The organism is Okeania sp., from assembly GCF_983059655.1.
Map to the genome: position 1 here is coordinate 1 of NZ_CEZPJD010000055.1, position 19,917 is coordinate 19,917.

At 33.4% G+C, this 19,917-nt stretch carries 12 protein-coding genes and 2 pseudogenes; 7 read left to right on the forward strand and 7 right to left on the reverse strand.

Going from position 1 to position 19,917, the window contains the following annotated elements; genetic code table 11:
- Positions 1 to 509 precede the first annotated feature (509 nt).
- Positions 510 to 1,331: a phosphate ABC transporter ATP-binding protein PstB gene (pstB, locus tag AC3DU7_RS05695; protein ID WP_488038387.1), complete on the forward strand. Its 822-nt coding sequence runs from the start codon at positions 510 to 512 to the stop codon at positions 1,329 to 1,331.
- Between the two features lie 339 nt (positions 1,332 to 1,670).
- On the opposite strand, the gene AC3DU7_RS05700 is transcribed toward pstB, so the two are convergent.
- The 3 genes from AC3DU7_RS05700 to AC3DU7_RS05710 form a co-directional block, all read right to left on the reverse strand.
- Positions 1,671 to 1,826, reverse strand: a complete 156-nt coding sequence (locus AC3DU7_RS05700; protein ID WP_488038388.1) for a MazG nucleotide pyrophosphohydrolase domain-containing protein — start codon at positions 1,824 to 1,826, stop codon at positions 1,671 to 1,673.
- Between the two features lie 105 nt (positions 1,827 to 1,931).
- A complete protein-coding gene (locus AC3DU7_RS05705) occupies positions 1,932 to 3,401 on the reverse strand; it encodes a response regulator (protein WP_488038389.1) in 1,470 nt (489 codons plus the stop codon).
- A gap of 1,616 nt (positions 3,402 to 5,017) precedes the next feature.
- A complete protein-coding gene (locus AC3DU7_RS05710) occupies positions 5,018 to 7,225 on the reverse strand; it encodes a hybrid sensor histidine kinase/response regulator (RefSeq protein ID WP_488038390.1) in 2,208 nt (735 codons plus the stop codon).
- A gap of 500 nt (positions 7,226 to 7,725) precedes the next feature.
- On the opposite strand from AC3DU7_RS05710, the gene AC3DU7_RS05715 reads away from it, so the two are divergent.
- Entirely contained in the window at positions 7,726 to 7,941 is a 216-nt protein-coding gene (locus AC3DU7_RS05715) for a hypothetical protein (RefSeq protein ID WP_488038391.1), read from the forward strand.
- Between the two features lie 818 nt (positions 7,942 to 8,759).
- Here AC3DU7_RS05715 and AC3DU7_RS05720 read toward each other — a convergent pair.
- A complete protein-coding gene (locus AC3DU7_RS05720) occupies positions 8,760 to 8,939 on the reverse strand; it encodes a hypothetical protein (RefSeq protein WP_488038392.1) in 180 nt (59 codons plus the stop codon).
- Positions 8,940 to 9,061: 122 nt separating this feature from the next.
- Between AC3DU7_RS05720 and AC3DU7_RS05725 the strand changes: the two genes are divergently transcribed.
- Both AC3DU7_RS05725 and AC3DU7_RS05730 read left to right on the forward strand, forming a co-directional pair.
- The gene (locus AC3DU7_RS05725) at positions 9,062 to 9,325 is read left to right on the forward strand and encodes a hypothetical protein (protein WP_488038393.1); all 264 of its coding nucleotides are present in this window, start codon (positions 9,062 to 9,064) and stop codon (positions 9,323 to 9,325) included.
- Between the two features lie 390 nt (positions 9,326 to 9,715).
- Entirely contained in the window at positions 9,716 to 10,267 is a 552-nt protein-coding gene (locus tag AC3DU7_RS05730; protein WP_488038394.1) for a DUF2854 domain-containing protein, read from the forward strand.
- Positions 10,268 to 11,464: 1,197 nt separating this feature from the next.
- Here AC3DU7_RS05730 and AC3DU7_RS05735 read toward each other — a convergent pair.
- The gene (locus tag AC3DU7_RS05735; protein WP_202221416.1) at positions 11,465 to 11,722 is read right to left on the reverse strand and encodes a CRR7 family NDH-1 assembly protein; all 258 of its coding nucleotides are present in this window, start codon (positions 11,720 to 11,722) and stop codon (positions 11,465 to 11,467) included.
- Between the two features lie 343 nt (positions 11,723 to 12,065).
- Here AC3DU7_RS05735 and sir point away from each other — a divergent pair.
- The 3 genes and pseudogenes from sir to AC3DU7_RS05750 all read left to right on the forward strand — a co-directional run.
- Positions 12,066 to 13,850 (forward strand): annotated as a pseudogene (gene sir / locus AC3DU7_RS05740) (sulfite reductase, ferredoxin dependent); the annotation flags it as partial.
- A 2,050-nt stretch (positions 13,851 to 15,900) separates the two neighbouring features.
- Entirely contained in the window at positions 15,901 to 16,659 is a 759-nt protein-coding gene (locus AC3DU7_RS05745) for a 16S rRNA (uracil(1498)-N(3))-methyltransferase (protein ID WP_488038395.1), read from the forward strand.
- 732 nt (positions 16,660 to 17,391) lie between these two features.
- Positions 17,392 to 18,501 carry a tetratricopeptide repeat protein gene (locus tag AC3DU7_RS05750; protein ID WP_488038396.1) on the forward strand — a complete coding sequence of 370 codons (1,110 nt, stop codon included), beginning with the start codon at positions 17,392 to 17,394 and terminating at the stop codon, positions 18,499 to 18,501.
- A 299-nt stretch (positions 18,502 to 18,800) separates the two neighbouring features.
- On the opposite strand, the gene AC3DU7_RS05755 is transcribed toward AC3DU7_RS05750, so the two are convergent.
- Both AC3DU7_RS05755 and AC3DU7_RS05760 read right to left on the reverse strand, forming a co-directional pair.
- Positions 18,801 to 19,265 carry a hypothetical protein gene (locus AC3DU7_RS05755; protein WP_488038397.1) on the reverse strand — a complete coding sequence of 155 codons (465 nt, stop codon included), beginning with the start codon at positions 19,263 to 19,265 and terminating at the stop codon, positions 18,801 to 18,803.
- 185 nt (positions 19,266 to 19,450) lie between these two features.
- Positions 19,451 to 19,851: pseudogene (locus tag AC3DU7_RS05760) on the reverse strand (HNH endonuclease); the annotation flags it as partial.
- Between the last annotated feature and the right edge of the window lie 66 nt (positions 19,852 to 19,917).

Consider the following 19,917-nt stretch of genomic DNA (forward strand, 5'->3'; position numbering starts at 1 on the left):
ATATAAGGAAATACTATTTCTTCTCTTGGTTGATTGGATATGGCGATCTTCGGAGTGGCTCTGATAAGAGCAGGGGACCTCGCCATCCCTCAACTGCTTTTTTCCCCTTCAAAGGGGAGGCTTTAAACCATAATTATTTAATTATTAATTAGTTAATTATTCGGTAAAAGATAAAGATAAATAATAGTGATTAATTAATGATGTTTTATTTATTAATTTATCTACCAAAATTACTTCTTTTTTGAGTGTTTTAATACCGATTTTTCAATAAATATTGGTTAATTCATGAAATTAAATTATGCATTTCTAAAAAGCGTAAAATTTTTACCTCTATTTAATTAATCAAGGCTATGTTCAACAATTAATAATTAAGAATTGGTGATTACCTATCCTTGAAAAAAATAGGATTGAGCTTAAGGTAAATTCGTTCTTTTTAAAAGGTGAAATCGATCGCTAAAAATGGCAAATAAACAAATAATTTTTAGACTAAATTTAGGAGGTAATATCTAATGCCAGAACTTCAAAAAAATGTTTCTAAGCAAACATCTGCTCCTGCTCTTTCTGCAGAAAATGTCAGCATTTTTTACGGAGATTTTAAAGCCGTAAAAGATGTTTCTATGGAAGTTCCAAAGAATAAAGTAACTGCTTTTATTGGACCTTCAGGTTGTGGCAAAAGTACATTGTTACGATGTTTTAACCGCCTAAATGATTTGATTAGTATTTTTCATTTAGAAGGTCGTATTCTTTATCATAATCAGAATATTTACGACTCAGATATTGATCCTGTAGAAGTACGCCGACGTATTGGAATGGTATTTCAAAAGCCTAATCCTTTTCCTAAATCAATCTACGATAATATTGCTTATGGGGTGAGAATTAATGGCCTGGCTAAGTCCAAAGAAGAAATGGATGAGATAGTAGAGCGATCGCTACGACAAGCTGTTCTCTGGGATGAGGTTAAGGATAAACTGGGGCAAAGTGGTTTTGCTCTTTCTGGAGGTCAGCAACAACGTTTATGTATTGCTCGTGCGGTTGCTGTTAGTCCCGATGTGGTTTTGATGGATGAACCTTGTGCTTCTCTTGACCCTATTTCTACTATTAAGGTTGAGGAGTTAATTAATGAACTTAAGGAAAATTACACTATTATTATTGTGACTCATAATATGCAGCAGGCGACTAGGGTGGCGGATGTAACTGCCTTTTTTAATGCTAAAGCTGCTGAGGGTGGTAAACGTTTTGGTTATTTGGTTGAATTTGACGAAACTCACAATATTTTCCAGAACCCAAAGGAAGAAGCTACTCAACAATATGTAAGTGGTCGTTTTGGTTAATTGAAGAAGGAAGAAAAAATGGATGATGACTCAAACCCCAACCAATTGTCAAAACTGTGTAGATGGTGGGGTATTAAACCCAAAATAAAAAGATAAATTTTTATCATTATTTTTTTCTGGATTTGATAATTATCAGGTCCAGTTTTTTTTTGTAATACCAAATCTGTTGGCTTCGGAGTAATATAATCCAATACTGTTCAGTTAAGGATTTTTTTTTGCAGTTCTAATTTAACTTATTTAACCATAACATTTACTCCGATTGTTGACTAAAGCGTTTTTGCATTTTATCCAAAGAAGCTTCTACGATGAAGTCTAAATCAATTTGATAGTATGAAGCAATCATACTGATGCACTGATGCAAAGTAATACGTCACCTAATTCTTCAGATAATTTATCTACAGTTTCTTCATCAGATTGAGAATTAAAAATCAGATTTTTTTTTATTTCTTTTTCAGCCTCTCCAGTCTCTTCAGCTAATGCAATTGCCCAATGCAATTTTTTGATTAATAGTGTTTTTTTAGCATGAAGACTATCAAAAATTTGGAATTGACTAGATTGTATTTATTCATCAAATTTCATTCAATTTAGTTTTTTTATTGCTTAATAAACTTCCTCTCTCTTCTCTATTCCCTCTTCCTTTTTCCTTCTTCCTTCTTCCTTTTTACCAAGTTTTTCTCGGCAACGTTCAACATATAGACTGGCAATAGTATCAGTAGAGTTTTGTCTTGTTACTTGTTGAAAATATTCTAAAGCTGCTGCAAATTTACCTACCTGCCAACCCTTAATTCCTTTCTTGAATATCGATAGGTTGGAAATTTTTTCTGCTTCAATAATTTTATTTTCAGTCCCCAATAATTCATAAATATTTGTAGCCTTCTGCTTTCCACGAAGCGTCACTCGATCTATCCATCTGTAATAAATTTGCTCAGAAAATAGATTATTATTTTGTAACTGAGTGTCTGAATATTCTGCTTGATTAATAATTCTGAATTTATCTTCTATATATTCCTGTGCTTGACAGTTATTTTTACATATTTCTATCTCTGAAATTACTGGTTCACTTACAATAATTGAGCAACCATAATTCTTAGTCAAACTTTCTAAACGTGACGCGGTATTAACTACATCTCCAATGACTGTAGAATCCATTCTTTTTTCAGAACCTAAAGTACCAATAACCCCAATACCTGTATGGATACCAATGCCAATTTTTACAGGTTCTTTAAGATTATATTTTTCATAATTAATATTAAATTCTTTTAAATTTTCCTGCATCATCACAGCAGCTTTTAACGCATTTAGACTATGACATTTGTGTTTGTCAAATACTGCCATAATTGCATCGCCTAAGAATTTATCTATAAATCCTTGATTGGCAGAAATACAGGCGCTCATTTGTTTAAAAAAAGAATTTAACCACTTAAAAGTATCTCGTGCATTTTGTGATTCAGCTATTGCAGTAAACCCTCTAATATCACAAAATAAAACTGTTAATTCTTCTTCTACTACATCTCCAAGCTGAATAGAATCTAATCCTTGAGGTGCTATTCTTGATAAAAATTGCTCTGGTACAAAAAGTCTAAATTTTTCTGAAAGATGCTGATTAATTTTTAATGCTGCTAATAATTGAAGATGACTTTGTCGATTTATTTGTTGAGTATTTTGAGATTTATTAGCTTGATAACGTATTTGATTTAGCTGTAAAATATTGGCTACTTTTGCCAGAAGTAAACGGCTATTGAATGGCTTGGTAATATAGTCATCTCCCATTAATTCTAAACCTTTCAATTTGGATGTTTCATCATCCAATGCAGTTAAAAAAATGATGGGAATTGTTTCTAACTGAGGGTGTTTACGAAGACGATTACAAACTTCAAATCCATCAATTTCAGGCATCATTACATCCAGTAAAATTAAATCAGGATGAGAATGTATGGCAACTTCTAATGCTTCTTTTCCACCATTTGCTGATATAGTGATGTAGCCTTCTGATGCTAATAGTTCTTCTAATAGGATGATATTATTTGGCTCATCATCAACTACTAGAATAGATGACTGTTTGTTTGACATATAATTTAGTTAAATAGATTAGATTTGATAAAATTTCTAGATTTAAATTTTTGGGTTTTGATAGTAATCTAATAATATGGTAGTAGTAAAATTGCACAAGTGTAATGTAATTTAAAGATTGTTAATTGATTATTTTTACGTAGAAAATTGTCATCTAGTGTTGAATAAGTTTTTGAGATGCCCCTACCCAAGAATCGATGCTGTTAATAATTTTACTTTTTTGCGAAATAAATATAGACGAAAAAACATCTCATTTTTAAGTTAAACAACTATATCTTTAAAAAGTTTTACCGAAAAAATAGGATTTAAAGCCTCCCCCCTTACTAGCTATCCCTTATAGGGAGCTTCTGAAAACCTTGTGGGGAGCAGGTGAGAATCACAAGTAGACAGGAAAAACTACTCATGGTTTGCTGAAAAAGTCTTATGAGTAAGGGTAGGAGTCAGGAGTTAGGAGAAATGGGAATTATAGAGGAGTTAGTCGGAAGAATTGAGGGACAATTTTTCTGCCATAATCATCCCAAAATACTAGCTTTTTAAGCTTTTTCCACCGGAAAGCTTGTACTTTATTCAACCCAAAAACGCTAAAGCCAATATCAGTCAATACTTTGAGAATTAATCAGCAAGCTCTACTTAGGGTTTGTTGAAAAAGTCTGATGGTGATGATAGGTAACAGGCAACTATTTAGACTATCTACTACGGCCAAATTTTCGGCATTTTCAGGGGAAAAATATTAGAATTTTGAGACAAAAAGAACCAAAAATCTTGTACTTTTTCATAATAAAAAACCCTGGAAGCCTTTACAAATATTGATTACAATTTTATTCAGCAAGCCTTGCTAGCGTGACACACCTTAAATGGTGGTTTAGATGAGGGGTGTGGGGAGAAAAGAAAGACAAGGTGGACAAGGTGGACAAGGTGGACAAGGGAGAAAAAATCTAATCCATAGTTTTAGCTGTGTCACGCCACTACTTACATTTATCAAGAAAAATGTACTTTTTAATACACTTTTTCTCTGAAAAAAACCTTTAAGAAAGAATTGGTTAGGGCATAGACTAATAAAAAATCTTCGACTAGAAAATGTTTTTCCAACTACTATAGCAATCCTAAATAGGTTGCGACAAATCAAAAAGCAGATAAAAAAACTGAAACTCTTAACTGGGAACAGTTAAATTTTCCCTCACAGGAGTCAGCATTCCGCAAGCAAGCTGACGGCGACGCGGGGTCTGACCGCTCTCTTGGTCGATTGGAGGACAGCGAGGAGACCTCGCCATATCCAATCAACCAAGAGAAAAGAGAATATTCCTTATTTCAAGCCTCTTACTTCAGTGAGAGGTACTGATAACTGATAACTGATAACTGAAATGACCTGTTCCCTATCCTCTAAAAAGCAGTAAGATTTTTGACACAAATAAAATAGGATTTCTATAGCTGAGATTTTGAGCAAATATCCAAAAATATTTAGCCTTAAAAGGCTGAGTTTTAGATCCAAGTATTTTGATAAAAATTACCGAAAAATTAAAGTATAAAGCTTCTGCATTTATTTATGGAGAAAAAAGAAGAAAAATTCTTTTAGTCAATCCTTATATTACAGAATAGGTAATTATTAATTGTTGAACTCATCTTGACTGACTACTTAGTACAGATTTAACAGTAGCAATCATCTTTTCAACATTCAAAGGTTTACTAAGATAAGCTGATGCACCAGCATTAATACATATTTCTCGATCGCCACTCATTGCCATAGCAGTTACAGCAACTACTGGTACAGACCGCCATGTGGGGTGAGCTTTTATTCTTCTAATTAACTCTAACCCATCAACTTCTGGTAACTGAATATCCATCAAAATTAAATTAGGTAAATTTGGAGGAGTAACTAGAGAAGAATTAATTGTATTCAACATAGTTTTACCATCACTAATCAACTCAACAGTATAGCCCTCTAACTCCAATACTTCAGAAATTAAAAGTTGATTATAAGGTTGGTCTTCAACAATTAAAATTCTAGCAAATTTTTCAAGTTCAAGTTCTTTTTCCTCAATATTTTCAACAAATACTTGAGAACTTTCTTCAGATTCAAAATTAACAATTAACTCCCGGCGCATCTCTGTTAATGGCAACCAGACACGAAAAATACTACCTTTACTAACCTGAGAATTTAAAGAAACAGTACCCCCATGTAATTCAGCCAATTTTCTTGTCAAAACCAAACCCAAACCCGTACCTTCATGTCTCCTAGATAAAGAAGAATCAACCTGTTGAAAAGGACTAAATAACAATTTCCACCTATCTTCTGGAATACCAATTCCAGAATCTTTTACCTCTAAACATAAATAAGGAGTGCTAGGATTAATCGGAGAACAATCAGGTCGATAATCACCTTGAATTTGATTACCATAAGCTAAACGTCCGCTAAGTTTAACTTGCCCTCCCTCTGGTGTAAACTTAACAGCATTAGACAATAAATTAATAATTATTTGTCTTACTCTACGTTGGTCTAGAAAAACTTGAGATAAACGATAATCTAATTCTAGAGATAAAGCTAACCTTTTTTTATCAGCTCGTGGCTGAATCATTTTCAAGCAGTCACTACAAAGTTCGTGAATATTTACTGACTCTAAATTTAGCTCTGTTTTTCCAGCTTCAATTTTGGATAAATCGAGAATATCATTAATTAACTGTAGTAAATGCTGGCCACTTTTTTGTATTAGTCGAACTTGATTAAGTTGGCGATCGCTTAACTGCCCAGATGTTTGTCGCTGTAGTAAATCAGAAAACCCTAAAATACTATTTAGTGGAGTTCTCAACTCATGAGACATAGAAGCTAGAAACTCTGACTTTAATTGAGAAGAACGCTCTAACTCCTCATTTATTTGGCGTAGATGTTCTTGAGACTGTGCCCTTTCTATGGCCACTCCTAAAGTGCGACAAGCTGCAAACAACATATCTTTTTGAGGAGCTTCTTGTAGTTTTTGCAGATTACGAGATTCTAGAGTTAAAACACCAATAATTGTCCCATCTGTGGAAGGGATAGGAAAAATTCCTAATTGACCAATAGCGGGATTACAAAATCCAGGTATAGCTTGAGGATGAGAAGCATAATCTTCAACATACATGGGTTTACCACTTTCAACTACTTGCCACAAAAGTCCTTGGCCATAAACAATGCCCTGTTTCAATAAACCTTCCATTTCCATTGCCGCAGGTTCACCATAAGTGGCAATAAATTGAGAAGTAATTTGATTAGATATTGGCCCTGCTTGGCGGTTTTCTCCTTCTCCGCTAATAACTTTGACATCTCCAAAAGCAGCATTCATTACTTCTACCAAATAATTCAGGGCAAATTGGGCAATTTCTCTTAAGCTGTCTGAATATTGCAGTCTTTCGTTGAGACCCAGAAGAAATCTTAATCTTCTTAGTTCAGCATTAAGGCTATTTTGGGACTTTTGATGGGCAGTCACATCCCGAAAAGTGAACAAATGTCCCTCATCTGATGTGAGAGTGCAGTCCACATTGAGACAAATATCGTTAGCTTGTTTTATATCTAGGAATAGATTTTCTGTTTCTGTGTTGAGTAGACAGTCTTTGAGTTGTTGACATTGTTTTGTTGACCAATAGCCTTGAGCAACTATTTCGGCGAATATAGTATCACAATGAGGCTTTTGAGCAAGCCACTCTGGCAGTAGTCCCCAAATTTCAGCTAGTTTTTGATTAAATAAAATTAAGTGATGGGATTTATTAAATAGGGCAATGGCATTATCTATTTGGTTAAGGATAAGTTCTTGTTCTTCTTTTAACCTCTGTAAATCTATTTCAAAATTCTCCATTTTTATGACTTATTATTTCCATTGCTAATTAGACAAAAAGGTAAGTTTAAGTGTATTTACATAAGTTTACAAATCTTTCTATGATTGAAGAGTGATAGTGATTAGATTGTATTTGTGATCCTAAGCACACTCAAATAATTTTATTGATTATTTGCTAAAATAAATATTAATCATAATATAAATAATGGAGGATAGCGGAAATAACTAACTAGTTAAAAAAGGTTCAAAAGCTTGTACAATAACCTTTCTTCCCTTCTGCCTTTTTGCACTAGGGAAAGCTTGATTAAATACTAATTTGTACTAAGTAGGTAGGCATAAAAATTCCTAAGTATTTCAACAATTAACAATTAATTATTAATAATTAATTATTACCTCTTCTTTTCAAGGATAGGATTGATTCAAAGGAACTTTTTTTCTCTCTTGGTAGATTGGATATGACGAACTTGACTGTTAAACTACTATACAGATACTAATAAATTTGCAAAATCAAAATAGTACTTATGGATAGCCAAGAACTTGCCAAGTATATAGAAAAAACTAACAGTATTTCTAAGCCTTGGCTGTTAATACAACTTCGGATTCAAAAATTAAAAGAGCGTCGTGCAGAGCTTTCTCCTGAAGAATATACTAAAAAATTAGCTGATATTCATCAAGATTTAATGAATTTAGGAGAGTGGTGGGTTGGTATTGAATATGAAGTCTTTGGTGTAAAATAACGAAAGATTCTCAGCTATTTTGCATTTAAACTATATATTCAATTTTTATCAAAGCTAACAACGGTGAAACCCGATGTTGGCGATAGAAACAAAGGAATGAATATAGAATCTAAATAATTCTTAGCGTATATAACGTAAGCATTTCCTGCGGACTGCTGCGCAAACAGCTATTAGCAGTCAGCTCTCAGCAACAAGAGTCTCTTAATATTAAGACAGTGTTTAATATTAATATAGACTTTAAAAGCAAAGGAGCCAACTTTTGTAGTAAGACAATTAAATATTGCTTTTATCCTAAACTAAGAGCAATAGCTGATAGCTGATAACACAGTTCCTCCTGTAGGAGGCTGGCTGACGGCTGAATGCTTACTATATAAGTACCAGAATTTTTTATACCATAGATATTTTTACTTAAATTATGTAAAAATATCTAGTAAATAAAGAAAAAATATATCTGGAAACAAGAATAACAGTTTCTTGCTTTTGATATATTTTTTGACTTTTGACAAATGATTTAAGATTGCTTATCCGGTTTACATTAAGATTATTAATTTAGATAAGCAACAGTCTATCTGGAAAAATTTATAACTCTATTTAAATAAACCGGATTTTGTTTTACATAACTAACTGTCAAAGTGAACTATAAATCTGCTTCTGTATTTTCTAAGCATAAAAATAAATCAAGTTTCAAGTATGTTTCTTAACTTCATAGCTTGTATTCTTTTAAATTGATTAAATAAATACAAGACATGAAATCAACAATTTAATCTCCCCCTATTCCCTGACTTCTGCAAGAAGTCTAATGAATTGAAGAATGCTAATTACTCTCTAGAATCTGGAAAAGTTCGTCTTAATTCATCAATCAAGTCATCAATCTCTTCTAGAGCTTGATTAATATCAATTCTGAGCGTACCTAAATCTGGTTTTTCTAGCAGTTTAACTAAAGATTCCCGCTTGCTCTCAATATTAGCCACTCTTGCTTTGATTATCTGTGAGTCCATTTGAAATTCCTGATATACTCCTGTTAATACGATATTTTAGTTTAACTCAATAGTTAAATCTATCAATCTCAACAATCTCTGGTTATTGAAAAAAAATCATCTATATATACTAGATACTAAAAATGTCTAATTTAGATCCAGAAAAGGAAGCAACGAAAGTTGATAAGGCAATGTTAAAGCGAATTGATTCTCTAAAACAAGAGGATGAAAGACTATACAATATTTTAGCAATAGATGTTTGGGCATTAGCAAAAACAATGGATGAATTTCAACCTGGATTTTGGGCAGCTTTTATGAAAAATAGAGATAAAGCTTTGAAAAATTTTATGGCTGATACAGTTAAAAATAAACAAAAAAATGATGGCCGTCCACCTTTCCTCCATTGAGATATACTGAAGAGTATTTAGGAATAATTTAGATAATTTACTTAGTATTTAATACATCTTCATAGGTCTGAATAGGTCTGATTTTTTTACTGTTTTAAGTATATTTTTGGAGATGTCAATAAGTAAATATAGATTGAAAATTCAATAATTTATTCAATATTGAAAATTACTAGAATATACCTCATTGCAGAAGTTAATTTTCAATATTTTTTATACCTCATATTCCCGATTTTCTGTTTCCGACTTCAAAAGAAGTATAAAATAATTAAAATAATAGTTGACCTCCAACTCATAATGAGGGTAGGATATATTGACGAATACTAAGTTTATAGTTACAGAGCATGGAACAAGCAACTGAACTATCTATAAATATTATATATTTTTAAAGATATGCTAGGTAAAACTTCATTAGCAACAGTAGGATTGATTGTAGGTGGAATTATTTCTGTGATTGGAACAGTAGCTTACTTTACCGATCATCCCACACTTAATTTAGCAGGATTTTTTTACGGAATCCCCCTGCTTTTGGGAGGACTTGCCCTCAAAGCGGCTGAACTTGAACCAGTAAATTTTACACAACCAACTACTGAAGAGATTGTAACTTTGAGAGAAAAACAAGCTACTCCCATTCAAAATCAACTACGCAAAGATGTAACTAGGTATAGATATGGCCAAAAAGTACACTTGGAAGAATCTCTTAATCTCTTAGGTTTAAGTCCCACAGATGAGGAAACACCAATACTTAATGGGTTAAGGGAAGTAGATATTAATGATAATTATGCTCTAGTGCTGGAATTTTCTTCTCCATCAATTCCTTTAGATACTTGGCTTCAGAAACAAGATAAACTATCAAGCTTTTTTGGACCAAGTATCAAAGCAGAGGTAAATCAACCTACAGAAGGAAAGATTGATTTAGTTCTGATAACTACTCCAGAAGTATAAAATTATCAAATATATAAACTTTAAATCAAAAATAGACTAATCTTTAGATAGAAAATCGTTCAATTGATATTTTTTAGAAGATACTAAATTTATTCTCTTGTGTAGAAGTATTGTCAAAAAGTAATCTTTTAGTTAGATAGTTGCATGGGCAGGTGGAAGAAGAAAATTTTCTTTTTAAAGACCGTCAAATGTAGCAAAATTAATAAATTTGCATAAAGCTGAAAAACAAAGACCTACTTTTGAATTAATTAGAATTAATTAACAGTGAATCTTGGTTTTCCTGAACTATGTTAATAGCTTTATAATTGGTTAATTAAAGAGTTATTAGGCAAAATTTACAGTAAATTTAATACTAATATGGTACAGCTGACTGGGTAAATATTTTGTGCTTGTTCACTACCCTAATTCTCATATTTCCTACTAAGTAGGGATGTTAATGCAATGTCCCTAAAATTCCTAAAACTATCAACATAATTACCTCTTGAATAAGGTAGAGAGCAGAAGATAGAAGGTAAAAATTTTTATAAATTTAAACCCCAAGAATTTGAAACACTATTATTGATAGTGGGTTATTCAACCCGGAAAAGAAAAGATAACCTCAGAAATTGCTTGATCAATTATCAGTAAATAGTTGGCATTGAAACTTTATCTCCTAAATTTGAGTTAAAAGAATTCATATCCTTATACCCGATACTCATTATCCTAATCCACCTCAAATATTTAATATTAAATCTATTAATTAGGGTTTGCGCTCATAAAGTTTTTTGGTAAGGGTAGGAGCAAGAATCGGTAAATCGGTGAAGTCAGGAGGAATGGGAATTATAGAAGAAATAGTCAGAATAATAGTACCTTGATTGTTCTGCCATAATTATCCCAAAATGCGCTTCTTTTTGAGTATTTTAGGCTGAAAACTTGCGCACTTGTTTAGACCTAAAAATTCTAAAACCTTTGTCTATAAATGCTTTGATATTTAATAAGCAAGCCCTAATTTCATAAAAAAATATGGTCTATTAGAGTGAGAAACTGATAATTAATTAAATAGTGGGAGTCAATTACGAAGACGTTAAAAACATTAATTGATAACTGATAACCGATCAAACTATGTTGCGCTAAACGTCAGAGAAGATGTTATTGAAAAAATTCTCTTAGCTGGAGGTAGATGTATAATAATTGAATAAAAATCTTAATGGTACAAATTTACTTTTCCAAACGTACCACATACCATTGTATAAAATTACCATTGCTCAATTCATATTCACAATAGGTATCTCTCAGTTGTTGAGCTTGAGCATCTAGAGAAGATAACTTTTGTAAATCTCTAGGTACATTATGTTGTTGTTGAGCTAAAATAGAGCGCAATTTTTCTAATAGTTCTAAACCCGTCATAAACTGCTCGGGTTTGTTTGATTCTAAGACTACATAGTTTTCTTCTTGGTACATAAGTGAATTAGGCATTTTTTAGAACAAAAATAGTAGAGCATGACTAAATAAGGAAAATTCTATCATCAAGAAAAATCAAACACTGTATATTTAAAGGGAAAAAAATATCACTAATAAAGACAAATCATTATAAGGTTGACAAAATACGGATATATGAGAGTATAATAAAGAACTAATGAGTTAATTGTAAATTAATGGTAAATTATTATAAATGCTAAGAATCAAAAGATTAGTAAAAATAAACGTAAAGTGAATTATCAATAAAATAAAATCAAGCAAAGTACATTCCTAATTATGAGATTGAAGCAATATTTAATACAGTAACTCTACTTAAATAGTAGCTATTAGCGACTTGAAAATGATAACTACACCTCAAAATTTAGCACACACAGAGCAAAAGCCTTCTAAGCTAGAAGGTATAAAAGAAAATAGCAACTTCTTGCGGGAACCCCTAGCAACTCAACTGCTGGAAGAGACAACCCACTTTAGTGAAGAAGCTGTTCAAATACTCAAATTTCACGGTTCTTACCAACAAGATAACCGGGATAATAGAGCAAAAGGGCAAGAAAAAGACTATCAAATGATGCTTCGCACTAGAAACCCAGGTGGCTTTATTCCGCCACAACTTTTTCTAACCTTAAATCGTTTATCTAATGAATATGGTAATGATACACTTCGTGTAACAACCAGACAAGGTTTTCAGGTGCATGGCATATTAAAGAAAAATCTGAAAACTGTTATATCATCCATCATCAAAAGTATGGGATCGACCCTAGGAGCTTGTGGGGATCTTAACAGGAATGTAATGTCTCCTCCAGCTCCTTACAAAAACCGTCGCGAATACGAGTATGCAAAGGAATATGCGAATAAAATAGCAGATTTATTAACACCACAAACAGGTGCATATTACGAGATTTGGCTAGATGGGGAAAAAGTAATTAGTGCAGAAGAAAATCCTGAAGTAAAAACTGCAAGACAACTTAATAGTAACGGCACAATATTTACTAATAGTGAAGAACCTATTTACGGTACTCACTATATGCCAAGAAAATTTAAGTGTGCTGTAACAGTACCAGGAGACAACTCAGTAGACCTATACACTCAAGATGTTAGCCTAGTCGTAATTACTAATGAGGCAAAAGAACTGGAAGGGTTTAATATTTTAGCCGGGGGTGGTCTAGGTAGAACTCATAGAAAAGAAGAAACCTTTCCTTGTTTAGCCCAAGAAATTGGGTATGTGGCCAAGGAAGATATTTATGAATTAATCAAGGCTATAGTAGCGACTCAGAGAGATTATGGCGATCGCAGCAACCGTCGCCATGCCAGAATGAAATACTTACTCCATGACTGGGGATTAGAAAAATTTAAGGCCAAGTTAGAAGAATACTTTGGTAAATCCATTGCCCCCTTTAAACCTTTACCAGAATGGAAATATTTAGACTTTCTGGGATGGCACGAACAAGGAGATGGCAAGCTCTTTTTAGGAATTTCTGTAGAAAATGGCCGTGTTAAAAATGAAGATTCATTTCAGCTAAAAACAGCACTGCGGAAAATTGTTGAGTTGTTTCAACTACCAATGCTGTTAACACCGAATCACAACATAATTCTCTATGAAATTCAACCACAGCAGCAACAAGCAATAGAACAAATTCTGGCTCAACATGGTGTCAAAAGTGAAAAAGATATTGAACCCTTAGTGCGCTATAGCATGGCATGTCCGGCTTTGCCAACTTGTGGACTAGCAATTGTAGAATCAGAAAGGGCCTTGCCTGGTATACTGGGACAAATTCGGTTATTGTTGGACAAGGTGGGACTAGAACAGGAGCATCCTGTAATTAGAATGACAGGATGTCCCAACGGTTGTGCTAGACCCTATATGGCCGAATTAGGATTTGTCGGTAGTGCTCCTGATGCTTATCAGATTTGGTTGGGGGGTTCGCCCAATCAAACACGACTGGCAAAAACTTATGTTGACAAATTACATATCAACGATCTGGAAACTGAGTTGGAATCGATATTTATCTATTTCAAACAACAACGCCAACCAGATGAAAGTTTCGGCGATTTCTGCAATCGTGTTGGTATTGAAGCCATCCGTCAGTTCGTAACCAACTATCAATCTAGTTTCTCAATGAATACAGATATTAACAATTCAATGTTGACCTCAATCAACTCTGAAAACAATACTCCAGCAGTTACTAATGTTACTGAAACAACTCCAGAAACTAAACCTCAAGAAGAAGAGGTAAGTATAAATCAAGAGAACAATCAGGAAATGAATCTGATTAATACTCCGGTAAATACTCCGGTAAATACTCCCGTTAATCCTGAGAGTACTCCGTCGGTAACTACATCAACAGCAAGTGAAACTCAGCCAGTAAATACTTCTGTCTCTAGCGAGGTGGCAAATACTACTACAACACAACTTCCTGCTGTAGGTCAAGAAGCTGGTCAACCAACCCCTTCTAGTTTTTCTCCAGAAGTTGTTCAACCAACCCCTTCTAGTTTTTCTCCAGAAGCTGGTCAACCAACCCCTTCTAGTTTTTCTCCAGAAGTTGGTCAACCAACCCCTTCTAGTTTTTCTCCAGAAGCTGGTCAACCAACCCCTTCTAGTTTTTCTCCAGAAGCTGGTCAACCAACCCCTTCTAGTTTTTCTCCAGAAGCTGGTCAACCAACTCTTCCAGAAAAGCCAAAAGATACGAGTAAAATGCGACATCGGGTTAGCGTTAGAGATGAAATCTATACCAAGCTAAAAGAAGAGTCCAAACGTCAGGGTAAACCAGTAGTTCAATTGGCAACTGAAGCAATTGCAGAATACCTGGAGAAAATCAGGAATAGCGAAAGCTCGCCTACTGCTGATGAAACTAATTTTAAGCAAGAATAGTTAATAGATTTTTCACCGAAAAAGTGGGTCTGAAGCCTCCTCATGAAAGGGAGACTTTTGCTAATATTTTTGTAGAAGAAAGTATGCTATGGTCTTTAATTAGTTGCCCGGAGATACGCCTCCTGCGAATTGCGGAAACTTTAAACAGACATGGAGGGAAATGTAACCCACCCCAATCCACTCCTAGAAGGAGAGCAAGAAGGGTGAAAGCAGTACCCAGTTTTAGCAGAAGCTCCGAGCCAGCAAAGCGTAACCAGCTGAGGAACTAAGGTTCGGTAGCAATTCCTGTGCCTTTAGGTAGGGAAGAATGTAAATACAATAAATTGAAAAGTTGTGGGAGATAAGGGGTAGTAATTGTCCTCTAATTTTGAGTTAGAGGCATATAAAAAGCCCCTCCCACCAAATAGTTTTTCGGCGTTGCACAGTGACGAATGATTTGAGATTATTGATGAGTAGGATTTTGGAGATATCTATTGCTAGAATGATTGATATTAGGTTTTTTTAGTCAAAGTCTAAACTGATTTTGGTAATATCATTAAATAATTTGTAGCCTCAGTTTTTCAGTATTTCTAGGTTCAAAAGTATGATGCAATAGTGAATCTGAAATTTAAATTTCAAGGAACTGTAATAAATTTACTACCTAGTTAAATAGCTCGATTTTTATCTCCAATAATATCGACTTAGTACAGTAGGATGAGGGTTTAATAACGTTTTCTAGAGATGTTTATTGGCATTACTTAGTAATAAATTTAGCTTCTGAAAGTTTACTTGATAAATTAGCTTAGATTAATAATAGACATCCAGTTGAAATTAAGTTTTTGCTCAAGTATTATATCAAGTTCAGATAAGAGCGCGATAAAAAAACTTATCTTCTTACATAGATCAAATTTCATTACTATCCCTACTTCCTTATCAATTTGTATTCAATCAGACATGATATGATACCAAATCCAGTTTTCAAAACCATGTTTTTCAAATTCCTTTCTAACCCTTCTTCCTCACAGGAGTGCGCATTCCCCTCTTGGTATGATAAATATCTAGAATTGACGATTACCAGAAGTCTAATAAACATATCCAATAATTAGAAATAAAATTATAGAAGTTTTCATTAATATAGAATACAACTACTTCTGCAAATTATTAAGTATATGTGCAATTTTTACTGTAGTCTACCTTTGTGAAAACCACTATAATTATTGTATATAAATCATTAATTATTTCCGTCTACTCGCTACTCGCTACTCCCGATTTTAGAAAAGATGTCTAATATAAGAATAACCAAGTTTGAACTACTAAATTTTTTTCTAGTATGGCTAATTTGCAAAGATTAGCGATCGCTCCCCAGCAAATTGAGCGACAGAAAGTACATCTAAATCCTGAGCAACAGCATTACTTAAGTCGAGTGTTGCGACTAGGGGAAGGAGACCAATTTATTGTAATGGATGGTCAAGGTAATTCTTGGTTAGCGAAACTTGAAGCAGAGACCTCTAAAAAAAGTACAATCAATGCAATTTTAGAGAAAGAAATTTTTATTCAAAATGAACTACCAATAGACGTGATTCTAATTTCTGCTTTACCCAAAGGAAATAATTTTGATGAAATTGTTAGGCAAAGTACAGAATTAGGAGTTACTCATATTTTGCCAATTATAAGTTCCAGAACTTTACTAAAACCTAGCCCACAAAAGTTGCAAAGGTGGCAAAGAATTGCCCGTGAAGCTGCTGAACAATCAGAACGTCAAGTAGTTCCAACAATCAAGGAAACTATGGAATATTCGGCAGCTTTATCATTATTCGATGGTCAAACCTTGGTTAATTATTACAAATATATATGTGTCGCTCGTAATAACTATTCTTCTTTACTAGAAAATTTATTAGATAATCAACTACCAAAATCAATAGTAATAATGACGGGTCCGGAAGGAGGTTGGACTGATGTGGAAATAGAAGCAGCAATCGCTACAGGTTTTCAAGCCGTTTCTCTAGGTAAACGAATTTTTAGAGCAGTTACAGCTCCTTTGGTAGCGTTATCTCTAATTTCTGCTGTATTGGAGAGAAGAAAAGTTTGACATCTCCCGTTAAGTTTAAAGATGATAACGGAAGATTCCCAAACCTCACGATTTAGATTTACTGCTTGAGAGATACTTCTATTCTCTTTTTCATTTTAATTAGCACCTACGCAGAGCGAATTACTTACCTCAAAAATACACGAAAATTTCTTCACAAGCAACCATCATGTAATTCTGACATATCAATACTTTGAGGAAATAGCCAAGAAAAGCTATATCACACTCAAATTACCCCCATTTTTCCCCCTGAATAGCGCATTTAAACTTTTTTGGGAAAGTTGAGTTTAAATTTAAAATATATTGACAATTTTTTATAAGTTTAACTTATAAAATAAATTAAACCAGTTGTTAAAAGCTAAAAAGCTTATAGATAAAGCTTTTCAGAAGAGAAAACAGGAAGTATATTTTCTATAGATGTTTAATTGTGACTATTGCCTATGTCAGAATGTCAATGATAGTATCTTGATTAAGAAAGCAAAGTAGAAAAATTAGAATAGATTTTGTTAATTGTTACAGCCTATTCCATGTAAGTGCGGTACAGTGATTCTCGTAGATTTAATTAATAAGAATGAAAACTCTATTCCATACTTCAAAAACTATTTAAAATTTTAGTGCCACTGTACCTCATAAACCTGGAATCCGCTGTAATTATTAATTGTTAATTATTAATTATTAATTGTTCTTAACCTTTTTTCGAGTTCTTTTCTGGCAGCTTAAGTAGGAATATTATATATGAAAGAAATAAAAGAAGTTGCTAATTTCCTAGAACAAAAAAACTATCAACAGGCAGGTAAATTACTAAAGCAATTACAAAAAGAACATCCTCAAAATCTATGGGTGCAGTTTTATATTGGGCGGTGGTATGAAGAGATAAATAAATTAGAATCAGCAGAAAAATTCTATAGGAAATTGCTGAAAGATGCAACAAATCCACAAGTAGTTGCCCAAGCACGTCAAGGTTTACAAAGAATAGAAGCTATAGAAAAAAAACGCCAGCAACAAGCAATTGCCACTGCTAAATCTGACCCTAAAAATACTGAACCAGGATTACTTATTATTGAAGCTATTAGTAAAGAAAATAAACAGGAAGCTGCAAAAAATCTAGCTAGAATTATGAAAATTGATTCCTATACAGCTAGAATGCAATTACAAAGTAAAGGTTGGCGAATTTATCGCCTTGGAGCTATTGGGGAGCTAAAAGTTTATGGTAGAGAAATGCTTAAGGCAGGCATTCCTGTATTTTGGGCAAAAATATCTGATATTGAGAAGATCAATATATTTAGAGTTCAATATTTTCAATCTATTTCTTCTTCTGAGGCAAGTATTGTTTGTCTAAATGAACAAGATAAAATGGGTAGTTTAAATTTTCAGTGGTCAGAAGTAGTAGACAAAGTTGGAGGATTATTACCTATTTTTATGAATACTATGGATTACGATCCTAGACGACGTTCCGAAAAAATCCGTCATAAACAAATGACTCAAGATTATGCCAATATATTAGATTTACATCTTCCTAATCGCCGTAGTATTATTAGATTTTGTGACCAAAATTATCAATATAAAAAAGGAATTACTCCTAAGATTCAGACTCAAGACCAATCCTTAATAACGCTACAAACTACTAATAGAAGTAAATGGAATAACTTAGTAAATATGATTAACCCAAAATTAGCTAAAGTAAAAATTTGGTCTGATTTTACTTCTTTTGGAGAAGTTGCAAGTCGAGATTACACTCAATTATTAAGTCGCCTCAAATATTACATTGATATATCGCGTAAAATAGAAACAATGTGGGACCCAGCTTTTCATTTATATAGTACATTAGTATTCTTAAAAAATTAGGGGCTTAACGTAGCAAATATAAAGTTAAAAGCTAATTTTTAACCCCTTTATTTTTAATATCATGTCTGCTTAATTAGCGATAGAATTCCATTCCACCTATACGTTTTCGGTAGCGGAATGCTGTGCTTGAATTGTCGTGTAGAGTGAAAGCATGTTTTACACCAGCTAAACAAAAAACTTTCTTCTCCTTCTGCTCCTGATATATTCTTTTTTCTAGCACTTCTCCCTTCTGAATTTTGGGTTCTTCCTAATTATTGATAACTGTTTATGCGAACATGACATAAGTTCTCAATCGAATATTATCTTGGCAGGTTCAAATCCTTAGCTATACCACGAAACATACCCATACTGGGACCAGGGCGACGACGTCTTGCTGTAGGTTTTGGCATTAAAAAGTTAGGAGCAAATAATACTAACTCTTCCGGTTCTTGGGAAACTTTAATATTGGTTACAGGAGTTTGTGGTGTTGTGACTGCAGGAGTAACTTTTTCAGCTTCAGCTTTTTCAGCAATTTTTTTAGCCTTAGAAAGTTTGGCTTTAGCCATTTTTGGTGTTTCAGGTTTTGGAGTTTCAGGACTAGCAGGTTTAGTTTCTTTTTCTGTAGTGGCTTCTGGTGCTGCTACACTGACTTGAGTAGATTCTTGCTTGGGTTCATTAGTGCCCTTAGCATCGTCAAATTCTAATAAATAATCAGACTTCTTTCCCAACAGATTTCCCAGGATACCAAATACCCCGGCGAACAATCCTCCGATAAAAGCTAACATTATTTTTATCTCCTAAATGATTTTCTGTAAAGAATTTTACAACTAAATTCTTAATATGTTCAAACTAGAAGCTAACGTAAATTTTGTCTATATTTATTTATAAAACTTTACATTGGTTACATACAGATTAATCATAAAACTGGCAATAGGAGAAAATCAGAAGTCAAAAAATTTGTAATTGTTTGTTAAACTAAGCAAGCCCATTTCCAGATTACTCCTTTATAGAGCCTGCTCGTCTTCAGAACCGGACGTGAGACTTTCACCTCCAAATCGGCTGCTCTCTTAAACGTCCCTTGTCATGGGTACATCCCTGCCTTAATATCAACATATCTTCAACCCATAAATATCCATCAGGTAAGTCCTGTAACTTTGGTTGCGTGTATGTCTTTTTATCTAAGGCAGTTTTAGTATCGTGGCAATGTCGGTGCAACAGTTGTTTATTTTTGTATGTGTTGTCACCACCTTCAGACCTTGGTATTATATGGTCAACTTCAATTAGGTCATTTGGTCTAAAGGTTAATCCACAAAATGCGCATTTACCTTTTTGCCGTTTTAACAGCGTTGTAACTTCTTTCCTTATGCCTGGATATTTACCGATTTGTAGCATTCTTTTTTAAAATTGGTATTATGCAAACAGCTATTAATTTTAGTT

What these genes read in the sequence shown, in the direction of transcription:
- AC3DU7_RS05755 (WP_488038397.1), bottom strand. Translation starts at nt 19,265, where the DNA reads ATGTTAGCTTTTATCGGAGGATTGTTCGCCGGGGTATTTGGTATCCTG.
- AC3DU7_RS05750 (WP_488038396.1), top strand. Translation starts at nt 17,392, where the DNA reads ATGAAAGAAATAAAAGAAGTTGCTAATTTCCTAGAACAAAAAAACTAT.
- AC3DU7_RS05745 (WP_488038395.1), top strand. Translation starts at nt 15,901, where the DNA reads ATGGCTAATTTGCAAAGATTAGCGATCGCTCCCCAGCAAATTGAGCGA.
- AC3DU7_RS05715 (WP_488038391.1), top strand. Translation starts at nt 7,726, where the DNA reads ATGGATAGCCAAGAACTTGCCAAGTATATAGAAAAAACTAACAGTATT.
- AC3DU7_RS05730 (WP_488038394.1), top strand. Translation starts at nt 9,716, where the DNA reads ATGCTAGGTAAAACTTCATTAGCAACAGTAGGATTGATTGTAGGTGGA.
- AC3DU7_RS05725 (WP_488038393.1), top strand. Translation starts at nt 9,062, where the DNA reads ATGTCTAATTTAGATCCAGAAAAGGAAGCAACGAAAGTTGATAAGGCA.
- AC3DU7_RS05720 (WP_488038392.1), bottom strand. Translation starts at nt 8,939, where the DNA reads ATGGACTCACAGATAATCAAAGCAAGAGTGGCTAATATTGAGAGCAAG.
- AC3DU7_RS05710 (WP_488038390.1), bottom strand. Translation starts at nt 7,225, where the DNA reads ATGGAGAATTTTGAAATAGATTTACAGAGGTTAAAAGAAGAACAAGAA.
- pstB (WP_488038387.1), top strand. Translation starts at nt 510, where the DNA reads ATGCCAGAACTTCAAAAAAATGTTTCTAAGCAAACATCTGCTCCTGCT.
- AC3DU7_RS05705 (WP_488038389.1), bottom strand. Translation starts at nt 3,401, where the DNA reads ATGTCAAACAAACAGTCATCTATTCTAGTAGTTGATGATGAGCCAAAT.
- AC3DU7_RS05735 (WP_202221416.1), bottom strand. Translation starts at nt 11,722, where the DNA reads ATGCCTAATTCACTTATGTACCAAGAAGAAAACTATGTAGTCTTAGAA.